The organism is Limnohabitans planktonicus II-D5, from assembly GCF_001270065.2.
GTDB lineage: Bacteria > Pseudomonadota > Gammaproteobacteria > Burkholderiales > Burkholderiaceae_C > Limnohabitans_A > Limnohabitans_A planktonicus.
Map to the genome: position 1 here is coordinate 48232 of NZ_LFYT02000013.1, position 14889 is coordinate 63120.

Genomic DNA, 14889 nt, shown 5'->3' on the forward strand with positions numbered 1-14889 from the left:
CATGACCCAACCGATTTCCATTTTGTTGTGCGCCTTGGGCGGCGAAGGCGGCGGCGTGCTGGCCGACTGGCTGGTCGACGTGGCCCGCCACGCAGGCCACCCGGCGCAAGCCACCTCCATTCCCGGCGTGGCGCAACGCACCGGGGCCACCACCTATTACCTCGAGGTCTACCCCCTGCCCCACAGCCAACTGCAAGGCCGCTTGCCGGTGCTGGGCCTGAACCCGTTGCCGGGCAGGCTCGATGCACTGGTGTCGTCCGAGTTGCTGGAGACCGCACGCCAAATTGGCAACGGCCTGGCTTCAAACGACCGCACTTTGGTCATCAGTGCCTCGTCGCGGGCGCTCACCACCGCCGAAAAAATGACCATGGGCGATGGCCGCCGCCCCGAAGGTCCGCTGCTCGATGTGATCGCCGCCCACAGCCAGCGCCACCATGTGATGGACATGGCCAGCCTGTGCCAGCAAAGCGGCACCATGGTCAGCGCCGTCATGTTGGGGGGCATTGCGGGCAGTGGCTTGCTGCCATTTACACGGTCGCATTACGAAGCCGTGTTGGCGGGCCCAAGCAGCTCGGCCAAGGCCAGCTTGCGCGGCTTTGCGTTGGCCTTTGAGCTGGTCACGCGCCAGCGCGAACAGGCGCAGTATGTTGAGCATGTGATGAAGCCGGCTGCGCCTGTCGCAGCGGCGGCCTTGCCTGCAGAAGTGGGCGCCAAGTTTCCAGCAGCGTTGCACCCCCTCATGGGCTTGGCGCACCAACGCTTGGTGGAATACCAAGGCCCCGCTTATGCCCACCTGTATGTGCAGCGGCTCGAACGCTTGCTCAGTGCAGAGTCCAACTCACCCGACAGCACCCGCCCAGTGACCGCCGAGACCACCCGCTGGTTGGCCCTGTGGATGGCGTTTGACGACATCATCCGTGTGGCCGACCTCAAAAGCCGCGCCAGCCGCTGGGACCGCGTGACGCAAGAAGTCAAAGCCAAAGAGGGCGACGTGCTCAAGGTCTACGACCACTTCAAGCCCGGCGTGCCCGAGCTGGCCGCCCTGCTGCCCCAAGGCCTGGCCAACAAACTGCTGCGCTGGGACCGGGCCCGCGTGGCCAATGGCAAAGCGCCGTGGTCCATGCCACTCAAGGTGGCGCGTCATGCGCTGTCGGGCATGGCCAGCTTGCGCGTACTGGCCAGCTTGCGCGTGCTGCGCCCGCTGGGCAGCCGCTATCAGGCCGAGCAAACGTTGATCGAAGAGTGGCTGGGCGGCATCGAAACCGCCACACGCCTGTCCCCCGCACTGGGCCTGGAGCTGGCGCGTTGTGGGCAACTCATCAAGGGTTACGGCAGCACCAACGAACGTGGCAAGGACAACCTGCTGCACATCCTGCGCCATGTGTGCGGCCCAGCTTCAGCCGTGCCTGTGGCCGAGCAAGCTGAGGCCGTGGCCCGCATCCGCCAGGCGGCCTTGCAAGACGAAGCCGGTCAAGCGCTCGATCAGGCTTTGTTGCAACATGGTGCGCCAGCGCGTCCGGTCAAGGCACAACCGGTGCTTTGGATGAAAAATCCCCGGTTGCAAAAATCCTGAGCAGCCCCATCATCGACATCGGCCCCATCAAAACCCAAGGAGACACGCATGAAAACAACCGGTTTCTTATCACGACGCGCAGTCAGCGCTGCGCTGCTGGCCATCGCAGCCGGGCCAGCCCTGTGCCTGAGCGCAGCCGCGCAAAGCTGGCCCACCAAGCCCATCAAGATCGTGGTCAACTTTCCACCCGGTGGCGCAGCCGACCAGATCGCCCGCGCCATTGGCGTGCCACTGGGCGAGGCGCTGGGCCAGCCTGTGGTGGTGGAAAACCGGGGCGGTGCCAACGGCAAACTCGGTGGTGAAATGGTCGCCAAATCACCGGCCGACGGCTACACGCTTCTCATGAGCTCAGGCGGCATGGTGTCGGTCAACCCGCACATCTACGCCCGCATGCCCTTTGACCCGGCCAAAGACCTGATGCCCGTGGCATCGGCTGCCCGCGTGTTGGTGTTTCTGGTGGCCAAGCCCAACTTCCCGGCCAACACCATTCAGGAATTTCTGGCCCATGTGAAGGCCAACCCCGGTCGCTTGTCTTATGGCTCGGCAGGCAACGGCAGCTCGCCGCACCTGGCTGGCGAAATGATGAAAAGCCAGGCCGGACTGTTTGCTGTGCATGTGCCGTATCGGGGTGCGGCACCCGCTTTGCAAGACGTATTGGCAGGACAACTGGACTTTTACTTTGACCCCGGCATTGGCCTGGGCCAAGTGCGGGCGGGCAAGCTCAAGCTGCTGGCCGTAGGCAGCATGAAGCGCTCGCCCCTTTTTCCCAACGTGCCCACGCTGCATGAAGCGGGCCTGACGGGTTTTGATGCCGATTCGGTGTTCGGCTTTTACGCGCCTGCGGGCACACCCGCCGATGTGGTCAACCGCGTCAACCGCGAGATCAACCGCATTTTGGGCACCCAGGCGCTGAAAGACCGCATTCAAAATTTGGGGGGCGAAGCCCTGCCTTTGACCCCCGCAGAGTTTGCAGCCCGTGCAGCTGACGATTCCAAACGCTTTGGAGCCATCATCCGCGAACGCAAGATCGTGGGCGACTGAGGCAAATCAAACCCCGCGTGATCACCCACATGCCTCGTTCAGGCCTTGCCTGTGTGCACACATCCGTCGGGGTCTTCGACCACCGACCTACAACAGACATTCCCCCATCCGCCGCCCTCGACCGCCGACCCACAACAAACATTCCCCTATCGGTCGCCCTCGACCGCCGACAACAGGCATTCCTTGGTAGGTCGGTACTCGAAGAGTCCGACGTTTGCATGCTCACCCACATGCCTCGTTCAGGCCTTGCCGGTCTGCGCACATCCGTCGGGGTCTTCGACCACCGACCTACAAAAGACATTCCCCCATCCGTCGCCCTCGACCGCCGCCCCAAAACAGACATTCCCCTATCGGTCGCCCTCGACCACAGACAACAGGCCGTCCCTCGTAGGTCGGTACTCGAAGAGTCCGACGCTGGCGTGCTCACCCACATGCCTCGTTCAAGCATTGCCGGTATGCGCACATCCGTCGGGGTCTTCGACCGCCGACCTACAACAGACAATCCCCCATCCGTCGTCTTTGACCGCAGCCCCAAAACAGGCCTTCCCCTATCCGTCGCCCTCGACCGCCGACAACACACATTCCCTCGTAGGTCGGTACTCGAAGAGTCCGACGTTTGCATGCTCATCCACATGCCTCGTTCAGGCCTTGCCTGTGTGCACACATCCGTCGGGGTCTTCGACCGCCGACCTACAACAGACATTCCTCCATCCGCCGCCCTCGACCGCCGACCCACAACAGACAGCCCCCATCCGTCGCCCTCGACCGCCGACCCACAACAGACAGCCCCTATCCGTCGCCCTCGACCGCCGACAACAGGCATTCCTTGGTAGGTCGGTACTCGAAGAGTCCGCCGTTTGCATGCTCACCCACATGCCTCGTTCAGGCCTTGCCGGTCTGCGCACATCCGTCGGGGTCTTCGACCACCGACCTACAACAAACATTCCCTATCCGTCGTCTTTGACCGCCGCCCCAAAACAGACATTCCCCTATCGGTCGCCCTCGACCGCCGACTTGCAAATCATCAAACCCCAGCCAGCTCGCGCAGCGCTTGCGGGTTGGGCAGGCACAACACACGGCCGCCGCCACTGATGAGTTGGCGCTCGCGCAGATGGCGCAGCACGCGAGAGAAGGTTTCCGGGGCGATGCCCAATTGCGCCGCGATGGTGCATTTGCGCTCTGTCAAGGTGACGGCCAGCCCCCCCGAATCGTCCTGGGGCGCTGCATGCTGCAGCAACCATTCGGCGCAACGCGCATCTGCGTCCTTGGACAAACGGCTCACGGCCAGATCGGTTTGCTGTCGCTGGGCTTTGGCCAAGTCCTTCAGCAAGTTTTGCGTGCCGGCAGGCAATGTGTTCACCTCGGCCAGAAAATCCTGCACGCTGATGAATTGCAACTCCACGGGTGTTTGTGCCACCGCGTCCACCGCATGGGTCAGGCCAAGCAAACCAGAAGCGGCCTCCAGCCAGAACGGCCCGTCCACCGCACCCAGCTGATGCTCCAGCACACCGTGCTGCAACACCCCCAAGGTGACACGCCCCTTGCGGACGTGGACGATGCGGTCCACCGCATCGCCCCGGTGCAGCAAAACGGTGCCTGCCGCCACGGTCACGCCTGGATGGGAGGTGAGGGAAGAAACGGATGCCAACATGATGGGCTCCACTGTGCCAGAGCATGTCGGCTGCGGTTTTGACACACATCAACTCGCCGCACGCCATGTGCAAGCGCCCCACAAACTGGCCTGCGCCAGGCTGGCTTCACAACACCAGCATGGCCCTGAAATCGTTCACATTGGTGTGTGTGGGCCCGGTGATCACCAGATCACCCAGTGCGTCGAAATAGCCGTAGGCGTCGTTGCGCTGCAAGTGCTCTTCGACCTTGTGGCCCAGCGCCCGGGCGCGCGCCAAGGTATCGGGCGTGACTTGCGCCCCGGCATTGTCTTCAACACCGTCAATGCCATCCGTGTCTGCCGCCAGCGCCCAAACACCGGGCTGGCCTTGCAAAGCCTGGGCCAGGCCCATGCAAAACTCGCCCGCCCGGCCCCCGCGCCCACGCGGCGTGCCTGCAAGCTGCGGCTTGATGGTGACGGTGGTCTCGCCCCCGCTCAGGATCACGCAAGGCTTGACGAACGGCCCCGCCCCCTTGGCGGCAGCGCGGGCCAGCGCGGCATGCACCTTGGCCACCTCACGCGATTCGCCTTCCATCTCGTCGCTCAGGATGAAGGCATTCAGCCCCATCCCACGCGCGGCTGCGGCTGCGGCTTCCAGCGACTGCTGGGGGGTGGCGATCATGTGCACTCTGTGCCCGTCGAACATGGGCGAGCCGGGTTTGGGTGTTTCCCATGCGCCCGATCGCAAAGCTTGTTCCACCTTTGGCGACACTGCAATCGCATAGCGCTGCAAGATGGCCAAGGCGTCGGCGCAGGTGCTGGCATCGGCCACCGTGGGGCCGCTGGCGATGATGGAAGGGTCGTCGCCCGGCACATCGCTGATGGTGAGCGTGACCACCCGCGCAGGGCTGCATGCCGCCGCCAGACGCCCGCCTTTGATGCGCGAGAGGTGCTTGCGCACACAGTTCATCTCGGCGATGTTGGCCCCGCTGGCCAGCAACTGGCGGTTGATGTCTTGTTTATCTTGCAAACTGATGCCCTCCGCAGGCAAAGTCAGCAATGCAGAGCCGCCGCCCGAGATCAGACACAGCACCAGATCGTCGGCCGTCAATCCTTTCGTCAATTCCAAAATGCGCTCGGCCGCCTGCAAGCCCGATGCATCGGGCACGGGGTGCGCGGCCTCGACCACGTCGATGCGCTCGGGCAAACCCGCCGGGCGCGGCGGCGTGTGTCCATAACGTGTGACCACCAGACCCGACAGCGGGGCATCTGCGGGCCACAAAGCCTCCACGGCTTGTGCCATCGCGCCCCCGGCTTTGCCAGCGCCCAGCACCAGGGTGCGGCCTTTGGCAGGATCTGGCGGGGCAGGCAAATGGGCGGCGGTGTTGTGCAGGGGCAAGGCGCGTTGCACGGCCTCGTCGTAGAGGTGGCGCAGAAAAGCCAACGGTGATTGAATCGGATCAAGCAGCGCGCCCGCCAGAGGAGCGCTTGGAGTTGGCGATGAAGTCATCATGCAATGGTAATGTCAATGAAAGGGGGGCCTTGGAAAGCCGAATCAACACCCCTGGCCAGCTCATCGCAGGGACAAACCCGGCCCCCTTCCATCACCACATCAATCTGCGTAAATGCCTCCGGCCCGGATGACGGGTGCCCACTTGGCCAGCTCAGACACGATAAAGGCTTTGTGGCCTGCAGGGTCGTTGCGTGCATCCATGATCACCGTGGCACCGCCGCCTTCTTGCTTGCGGATGAACTCCGGGTCTTTGACCGACACCTTGAGGGCATCGTTGAGCTTTTTCAACACCGCAGCAGGCGTGCCCTTGGGTGCATACAAGCCTTGCCAAATGGTGACCGAAAAGTCTTTGAGTCCGGCCTCTTGCATGGTTGGAGAGTCTTTGAGGGCCACTGCCGTCAATCGGGTGGGCGTGGTCACGGCAAATGATTTGACCTTTTTGCCCTCGATCTGCGGGATCGTGGTGGTGGTCTGGTCGCACATCAAATCCACCTGACCGCCGATCAGGTCGGTCATGGCCGGGGCCGTGCCTTTGTAGGGCACCGAGGTCATGTCCACCTTGAGGGTGGACTGGAACAACATGCCGCACAAGTGCGAGGCTGAACCGGGGCCTGCGTTGGCGATGTTGATCTTGCCCTTGTTGGCCTGAATCCAGGTGACCAACTCACCCATGGTGTTGGCGGGCAAACTGGGGCGGCCAATCAGGTTCATCGGGTTTTCGCTGACCAAGCCGATGTACTCAAAATCTTTTTCCACGTTGTAAGGCAGGTTGCGGAAAAAAGTCGGCAAGGTCGCTTGCGCAATGTGTGTGAACAAAAGCGTGTAGCCGTCGGCTGAGGCCTTGGCCACTTTGTTAGCCCCAATCGAGCCCGAAGCACCGGCCGAGTTGTCAATCACGATGCTGTGACCGCCCATGGCTTTGCTCATGGCCTGGGCCAGGTCGCGTGCGGCTTTGTCAGTCGGCCCGCCTGCGGCATAGGGCAGCACGAAGGTGATGGTTTTGTTGGCTACAGGGTATTCCTGTGCAAAAGCATTCACGGACGCCAACAGGGCGCAGGCGATGGCGACGGGGAGAAACTTGGAGCGCATGTTCAAACCTTTCAAAATTGAAGGAACCAAAAACATTCATGTACAAAGGACAGACTGCATCCAGTTTTGCATCATGACGTCAAGCCAGGGCTTTGCATACAGCCTGGGTGACATCGCCCGTCAGGGCTTTCCCGCCCAGGTCGCCGGTGTGCAATGCAGGGTTGGCCGTCACGCTTTCGATGACCGCCATCAGGCGCTGGGCGGCGGCCGGCTCGCCAATGTGCTCCAGCAGCATGACCACCGACCAGAAGGTACCCACCGGATTCGCCAAGCCTTTGCCCATGATGTCAAACGCCGAGCCGTGGATGGGCTCGAACATGCTGGGGTAGCGCCGCTCGGGGTCGATGTTGCCCGTGGGCGCAATGCCCAAGCTGCCCGCCAAAGCGGCTGCCAGATCGCTCAGGATGTCGGCATGCAAATTGGTGGCAACCAGGGTGTCCAGCGTGGCCGGGCGGTTGACCATGCGGGCGGTGGCGGCATCGACCAACTCTTTGTCCCACTTCACATCGGGGAATTCTTTGGACACTTGCACGGCGATCTCGTCCCACATGACCATGGCGTGGCGCTGGGCATTGCTCTTGGTCACCACCGTGAGCATTTTGCGAGGGCGAGACTGCGCCAGTTTGAAGGCGTATCGCAAGATGCGTTCCACGCCTGCGCGGGTCATGATGGACACATCGGTGGCCGCCTCGATCGAGTGACCCTGGTGCACACGGCCGCCCACGCCCGAGTATTCGCCTTCGGAGTTTTCGCGCACGATGACCCAGTCCAGGTCTTGGGGTGTGCAGCGCTTCAGAGGCGCATCGATGCCCGGCAAGATGCGCGTGGGCCGAACGTTGGCGTACTGATCAAAGCCCTGGCAAATTTTCAGGCGCAGACCCCACAGCGTGATGTGGTCAGGGATGTCCGGGTCACCGGCCGAGCCGAACAAAATCGCGTCTTTGCCACGAAGGGCGTCCAGGCCATCGGCGGGCATCATCACGCCGTGCTCACGGTAGTAGTCACCGCCCCAGCCAAAGTTTTCAAACTCGAAAGCAAACGTGCCACAGGCTTGCGCCAAGGCCTGCATGACTTGCTGGCCTGCAGGGATGACTTCTTTGCCAATGCCGTCTCCGGGGATGGTGGCGATGCGGTAGGTTTTCATGATGAATGCGGGATGGGTGTTGAACGGTGCGGACATTCTGGAGCCTAATCAGATCAACAAACACCCTAAAATTCAAGCCATTGTTAACCTGTGATCAACAATGGAACCACGCCTGCAAGCGGCCGATCTCGGCTTTTTTTCTGCACTGGCCATGGCGGGCAGCCTGAGCGCCGCCGCGCGTGAGCTGCGCATCACCACCGCCGCCGTGAGCAAACGCCTGTCGCACATGGAGTCGCGCCTGGGGGTGCCCTTGGTCAACCGCACCACGCGCCGCATGAGCCTCACGGTGGAAGGCGAAACCACGCTGCGCCACGCCCGCAGCATCCTGGCCGAGATGGCCGATCTGGAACAGCAGTTGGGTGCCAGCCGCTCCACGCCCAGTGGCCTGCTGCGCGTCAACGCCACGTTGGGCTTTGGGCGCAGCCACATCGGCCCGCTCATCAGCCGCTTTGTGCGGCAATACCCGCAGGTCGATGCACAACTGCAACTGTCGGTGGACCCGCCAGCGCTCACCGACGACGCCTTTGATGTGTGCATCCGATTTGGCCCGCCGCCCGACACCCGCGTGATTGCACGCAAAATCGCCAGCAACCAGCGCCTGCTGTGTGCCTCGCCCGCTTACCTCCAGGCGCATGGCGAACCCAAAACCCCTGCCGAGCTGACCCGACACAACTTCATCAGCATCCGCCAAGGCGGCGAGGCCTATGGCGTGGTCAAACTCACACGCGGCAAGCAAGGCTCAAGCGAGGCCATCAAGACCCGCGGCAACCTGACCACCAACGACGGGAGCATCGCGGTGCAATGGGCGCTGGACGGCCACGGCCTCTTGCTGCGGGCCGAATGGGACATCCGCCAGCACTTGGCCAGTGGCCAGCTGGTGCAAGTGCTGCCGCAGCACCACACACCCGATGCCGACATCTATGCGGTCTACCCCGCGCAGCACAAATCGGCGGCGCGGGTGCGGGCGTTTGTGGACTTTGCGGCCGAGGCGTTCACTCCATTGGGCGCTTGATCAGGCGCTTGCGACTATGGATTCGGCCCTGTGAAGTTTTCAAGGCTCAAAGATGTTGCAGGTCGGCGGTCGAAGACCCCGACGTGGGCCTTCTGAAACCCGCCAAAGTTGAATCAGGATCAGAGCCCGAGCAAGCAAACGTCGGACTCTTCGAGTGCCGACCTACGGGAGTGATGTATTCGTAGGTCGGTGGTCGAAGACCCCGACATGGGGCTGGTGAAGCCCGCAAAAGTTGAATCAGGATCAGCGCCCAAGCTCACAAACGTCGGACTCTTCGAGTGCCGACCTACAAGGCAGAGCCCCGTAGGTCGGTGGTCGAAGACCCCGACGTGGGGCTGCTGAAGCCCGCCAAAATTGAATCAGGTTCAGCGCCCAATCCAGCAAACGTCGGACTCTGCGAGTGCCGACCTACAGGAGCCATGTATTCGCAGGTCGGTGGTCGAAGACCCCGACGTGGGCCTTCTGAAACCCGCCAAAGTTGAATCAGGATCAGCGCCCAAGCTCACAAACGTCGGACTCTGCGAGTGCCGACCTACGGGAGCGATGTATTCGTAGGTCGGTGGTCGAAGACCCCGACGTGGGGCTGCTGAAGCCCGCCAAAATTGAATCAGGTTAAGCTTCCAAGCCCACAAACGTCGGACTCTTCGAGTGCCGACCTACGGGAGCGATGTATTCGTAGGTCGGTGCTCGAAGACCCCGACGTGGGGCTGCTGAAGCCCGCCAAAATTGAATCAGGTTCAGCGCTCAAGCTCCAAGCGTCGGACTCTTCGAGTGCCGACCTACGGGAGTGATGTATTCGTAGGTCGGTGGTCGAAGACCCCGACGTGGGCCTACTGACGCCCGCAATAGTTGCATCAGGATCAGCTTCCAAGCTCACAAACGTCGGACTCTTCGAGTGCCGACCTACGGGAGCGATGTATTCGTAGGTCGGCGGTCGAAGACCCCGACGTGGGGCTGCTGAAGCCCGCCAAAGTTGAATCAAGTTCAGCGCCCAAGCTCACAAACGTCGGACTCTTCGAGTGCCGACCTACGGGAGCGATGTATTTGTAGGTCGGTGGTCGAAGACCCCGACGTGGGGCTGCTGAAGCCCGCCAAAGTTGAATCAGGATCAGCGCCCAAGCTCACAAACGTCGGACTCTTCGAGTGCCGACCTACGGAAGCGATGTATTCGTAGGTCGGTGGTCGAAGACCCCGACATGGGCCTGGTGAAGCCCGCCAAAGTTGAATCAGGTTCAGCGCTCAAGCTCCAAGCGTCGGACTCTTCGAGTGCCGACCCACGAGGTGACATGTCTCACACATTTCATACTTCAGCGGGCGCTTGTGCCCTCCATCCCATGATGGTTCAATACATGACCGTGGCGGTTCAGCTCAACAGGGTCCGTTTGCCGCCATTGAAGTCAATAACCCCTGCATGCCTTGTTGGCATGGCAGGTCAACGCCAAGTGTCATGAGAACTCCTCCTCTTTTTTTGCATTTTTCAGTGCTTTCTGTGATCGGCGTGCCCCTGCTCGTCATCGCTCAAACCTTGCCCGATGAACGGGCAACGCCGCAGGAGCAGCCAACGGACACGGTCACGGTGTCTGCCCGGCGGGCGATCGAGCAGCGTTTTGATGCGACAGGATCGCTGGTGGTGGTAGATCGCAAAGACATTGCCGCCTTGGGCGCATTTTCTGTCGTGGATGTGCTGCGGCAGCTGCCGAGTGTGCAAGTCACGCCCAACGGGCAAGGGGGCGTTGAGATTCGCATGCGCGGCATGGAAGCCAGTGCAACGCAATTGCTGATTGACGGTCAGCGTGTCAGCAGCGGCAAGAGTTCCCTGCCACTGGACCAGCTGCCCTCTGAGCTGATCGAGCGCATTGAGGTGGTGCGCGCACCGACGGCTGAATTTTCTGGGGCCACCGGGGGCACACTGAACATCGTTTTGCGTGCCGCCACCGTGAAGCGCGAAACCACCTTGCAACTGACCAACAACCATGTCTGGGGTCAAAATGCGGGGCAGCTGTACTTCTCGCAGTCAGGGCCCTTGGGCACCGACCCCGTTCACCCCAAAGCCGATGCGGCATCGGACACGCCACCCGTCAAACCCTGGACTTACTTTGTCGCGGCCAGCCGCATCGATTACTTGATTGGCTCCGATACCCAGCGGCAAACTCTGTCGGACGGGCGGCTCACTTCGACAACCGATACCGCGGGCCGCTACCGCCGCAGCGAGTCCATGCTGCTTCCCAAGGTGAGTGGGCGCATGGGTGCCAGTGATCAGCTCACCCTGCGTGCGACCTTAAGCCAGACCGAATTTGACGGCACCGCCCTGGCCTCTGGAAGCCTGTGGCGCGACGGCACCCCCTATGCACTCAACAGCCAAGACATGAACGACTACCAGCGCCAATACCTGCAAGTTGCAGCGGACTGGACGCACCGCTTTGACCGCAGCAAGCTCGACACCACACTGCATGGTGCCCGCAGCAACTACCGCCTGAACCGCCAGGGCATCGTGCAGTCCCAGGGCAGCCCCAATTCCGACTACGCCTTGTCTGACGAGCAGCGCGACAGGCAGTGGACGCTCAAATCCAAACTCACAGGCACCGACAGCCCCTTGCTGTGGTCGACCGGGGTGGAGCTGGATGCGCTGAGCCTGGACGCATTGACCCAGAACACCGACACCCTGCGCGGCAGCAACCGCGTGGAGATGGGCGCAAAGCTGCAACGCCAGATCATCTGGGGGCAAAACGAATGGGCGTTACCGGGCAAAACCACCCTGACGGGCGGTTTGCGCTCCGAAACGATGATCCTGACCAGTGCCGATGCCAGCGTCATCCCTGAGCGGCGCATGCACTTCATCCAACCCTCGCTGCACACACGCACCGCCATTGGCAAAGACATGCAGTGGCGTTGGAACCTTGCCCGGGTCACACGCAACCCCGCTGTTCGCGATTTGTTTAACCGCACCAGCCCCAGTGTGGGGGGCAACAGCATCACCAACCCGGACAACGCAGGCAACCCCGACCTGCGTCCCGAAGTGGCATGGAGTCTGGACACCGGGCTGGACCAACGCCTGAGTGAGCAAGGTCATTTGGGCTTGAACCTGTTTGTGCGTCAGCTCAGCGACACACTGGCCACCTTGGTGACGCCGATCAATGGCCGCTGGTTACAAACCCGTGCCAATGTGGGCGAAGCGACGGTCTGGGGCTTGGAGGCCGATGTCAAAACCGGACTGGCCTGGGCGGGTTTGGGGCGGGACTGGACGCTGTCGAGCAACGCCAGTGTGTTGCAGTCGCGGATGACCAGTGGCCCCAGTGAGGGCAACCGCATTCCTGGCCAAGCCCGCTACACCGCCAGCGTGAACGTGGCCAAACCCCTGCGCAGCACAGGCGGCTTGTTTGGTGGCGTCACCTTATCGCTCACGGGACCGACCCAACTCAACACCTCTGCCGGCATCACCGGACAAGACCACGCCCGTGCGGCGCTGGATGTTTACATCGGGCGTGTGCAGCCGACCTGGGGTTACTGGCGCGTGGGGGTGTACAACATCGGCAACGCCCGCTTTAACCGCGATCGCCACTACGCTGACGGAACAGGCGAAGCCTGGCAAGACCGCTCCAGCATGGCACTCACACCCCGGGTCTATCTGTCGGTGGGGACGCGATTTTGTGGGGCATTCAAGCCTTGTTGACTCTGGTGGGTTTTGCCAAGTGATGGGCTTCAGAAGAATAGGCCCGTTCATCTTCAGGTCTTGCGAAAACGCCAACGCGCCAGCGCTTCACGAACGCTCATCTGCTTAAAATCGCCCCACTGCACAGCCCGGGACGCGCGGCAACGTGGTGCTCGCCCTCCCCTGTGTGCACGGGGGACAGGGGATTCGGCCGCGACTTGTTTCACCCTTTGCCCAGGACAAGTCCATGACCACGCTGCTCATCCACCGCGCCCGCTGCATCGCCACTCAAGACGATGCGAACACCGAACTGAATGACGCCTCGATCTTGATCCGCGACGGCTGCATCGAACGCATCATTCCCGCCACTGAAAACACCGAAGAACTGCTCAAGCAAGTCGACGAAGCGATCGACGCGCGCCGCCATGTGGTGGTGCCGGGCCTGATCAACACGCACCACCACATGTACCAATCACTGACGCGGGCGATACCGGGCGTGCAAAACGCCGAGCTGTTCAGTTGGCTGAAGGGCCTGTACCCGATCTGGGTGGGTCTCACGCCCGAGATGGTGCGCGTATCGGGCCAGGTGGCCATGGCCGAGCTGCTGCTGAGCGGCTGCACCACCAGCAGTGACCACCTCTACATTTACCCCAACGGCGTGCGGCTGGACGACAGCATCGAAGCGGCGCACACCATCGGCATGCGCTTCACGGCCACACGCGGCAGCATGAGCGTGGGCGAAAGCCAAGGCGGTTTGCCGCCCGACAGCGTGGTCGAGCAAGAGCCCGCCATCCTCAAAGAAACCCAGCGCCTGATCGAAACCTGGCACGACGCCAGCTTCGGGTCGATGACGCATGTCGCCGTGGCCCCTTGCTCGCCCTTCAGTGTGAGCCAGGACTTGATGCGCGAATCGGCAAAGCTGGCCCGCGCCCACGGCGTGCGCCTGCACACCCACTTGGCCGAAAACGACCACGACATCGCTTACACCCGCGAGAAGTTCAACTGCACCCCCGCTCAATACGCCGAAGACTTGGGCTGGGTGGGCCACGATGTGTGGCACGCCCATGGTGTGAAGTTGGACGACGAAGGCACCTACCTGTTTGCCAAAACGCGCACCGGCATCGCCCACTGCCCGTGCAGCAACATGCGGCTGTCCAGCGGCATCTTGCCCCTGCGCAAAATGCTCGACGCAGGCGTGCCCATTGGCTTGGGCGTGGACGGCAGCGCCAGCAACGACGCGGCGCACCTGCTGAACGAAGCCCGCCAAGCCATGCTGCTGGCGCGTGTGGGCAAAGCTTTAGAACCGTTCGGTTGTGACCACGGCCCCGCCGACATGACCCCTCGCGACGCCCTGCGCCTGGCCACACGCGGCGGCGCCGAGGTGCTGGGCCGCGCCCATGAGCTGGGGCAAATCAAAGAAGGCTATTGCGCCGACATTGCCATGTTCCTCACCGACACGCTGAGCATGGCGGGTGGTGCTGTGCACGACCCTGTGGGGGCGCTCTTACTGTGCGCCAGTGACAACGCCGACTACACGATCGTGAATGGCCGCGTGGTGGTGCATCAAGGCCAGATCACCACGGTGGACATGGGGCCGCTGATCGAGCGGCACAACCAGTTGGCTTTGCAGTTGGCGTTGGGGGCAGTTTATTGATCCGGTCCTGTGAAGTCTGCAGAATGACTTCAATCTTGCACCTTGTGGGCGCTAGCCCTGCTGGCGATCAGGCGCTTGTGGACCACAGGCTTTTCGCTTGCATGGCTAGCTCCCACAAAATCTTCCCAACTGGCAACACACGGCTCAAACATCATCGGGCCGGACCCATAAGTTTCCACACCTTGGACGCATTTTGCAAAATAGCCATTCATCAGGAGCCCACCCTGCAAATCACCGCCACCAAAGCCAAAAACCGTATTGAAAGCATTTGCGTACTCGCCGAGCGGGAACCGGTGTTTGCAGAGAAAGAAGGGCAAATTGACACCATCATCCCATTGGTCGATCACTTTCGCGCTTTGCACGCCAACCAGAACAACACCCGTCTGGCTGCGCAAAAAAATTTGAAACCGGATTTGCCGACTCGATTGCGGCTCAAAACTGCTGGGTCGAAAAACAAAGCATCCCTGGTGCAGACCTGCGCCCTTGGCAAAGCCAGTCGCAGCCATGGATATTGTGAGTTCAGAAATTTGATCAACACCAAATTCATGGGCTACGGGGCTGCACATTCACCTTCATCCAGCTCTTCAAGTGCTGGGAAAATAGGC

10 protein-coding genes are annotated in these 14889 nt (G+C 61.9%); 5 read left to right on the forward strand and 5 right to left on the reverse strand.

Translation table 11 applies throughout. The annotated features are described in order from the left end of the window. Position 1 precedes the first annotated feature (1 nt). Together H663_RS31735 and H663_RS31740 are read left to right on the forward strand one after the other, a co-directional pair. On the forward strand, positions 2-1573 hold the full coding sequence (locus H663_RS31735) for an indolepyruvate oxidoreductase subunit beta family protein (protein ID WP_053174963.1): 1572 nt from the start codon (positions 2-4) through the stop codon (positions 1571-1573). Between the two features lie 48 nt (positions 1574-1621). Further along, positions 1622-2614 (forward strand): Bug family tripartite tricarboxylate transporter substrate binding protein, encoded by a 993-nt coding sequence (locus tag H663_RS31740; RefSeq protein WP_053174960.1) that lies wholly within the window; start codon positions 1622-1624, stop codon positions 2612-2614. 1024 nt (positions 2615-3638) lie between these two features. Here the strand turns inward: H663_RS31740 and H663_RS31745 are convergent. From H663_RS31745 to H663_RS31760, 4 genes are all read right to left on the reverse strand, one after another. Then, complete coding sequence (locus H663_RS31745; RefSeq protein ID WP_053176836.1) at positions 3639-4265, reverse strand: Crp/Fnr family transcriptional regulator; 627 nt, start codon at positions 4263-4265, stop codon at positions 3639-3641. Between the two features lie 106 nt (positions 4266-4371). After that, positions 4372-5733 (reverse strand): glycerate kinase type-2 family protein, encoded by a 1362-nt coding sequence (locus tag H663_RS31750; RefSeq protein ID WP_083451364.1) that lies wholly within the window; start codon positions 5731-5733, stop codon positions 4372-4374. 102 nt (positions 5734-5835) lie between these two features. Beyond that, positions 5836-6825: a Bug family tripartite tricarboxylate transporter substrate binding protein gene (locus H663_RS31755; RefSeq protein ID WP_053176834.1), complete on the reverse strand. Its 990-nt coding sequence runs from the start codon at positions 6823-6825 to the stop codon at positions 5836-5838. A gap of 79 nt (positions 6826-6904) precedes the next feature. After that, positions 6905-7969: a tartrate dehydrogenase gene (locus H663_RS31760; RefSeq protein ID WP_053174955.1), complete on the reverse strand. Its 1065-nt coding sequence runs from the start codon at positions 7967-7969 to the stop codon at positions 6905-6907. Positions 7970-8069: 100 nt separating this feature from the next. Here H663_RS31760 and H663_RS31765 point away from each other — a divergent pair, with 100 nt between their 5' ends. The 3 genes from H663_RS31765 to H663_RS31775 all read left to right on the forward strand — a co-directional run bounded on the left by H663_RS31765 (position 8070) and on the right by H663_RS31775 (position 14284). Next, positions 8070-8981, forward strand: coding sequence for a LysR family transcriptional regulator (locus H663_RS31765; RefSeq protein WP_053174952.1), 912 nt, complete (start codon positions 8070-8072; stop codon positions 8979-8981). A gap of 1480 nt (positions 8982-10461) precedes the next feature. Then, complete coding sequence (locus H663_RS31770) at positions 10462-12651, forward strand: TonB-dependent receptor plug domain-containing protein (protein WP_165803907.1); 2190 nt, start codon at positions 10462-10464, stop codon at positions 12649-12651. Between the two features lie 226 nt (positions 12652-12877). Next, entirely contained in the window at positions 12878-14284 is a 1407-nt protein-coding gene (locus H663_RS31775; protein ID WP_053174946.1) for an 8-oxoguanine deaminase, read from the forward strand. 29 nt (positions 14285-14313) lie between these two features. Here the strand turns inward: H663_RS31775 and H663_RS41620 are convergent, their stop codons facing one another. Next, positions 14314-14850, reverse strand: coding sequence for a hypothetical protein (locus H663_RS41620; protein ID WP_165803908.1), 537 nt, complete (start codon positions 14848-14850; stop codon positions 14314-14316). Between the last annotated feature and the right edge of the window lie 39 nt (positions 14851-14889).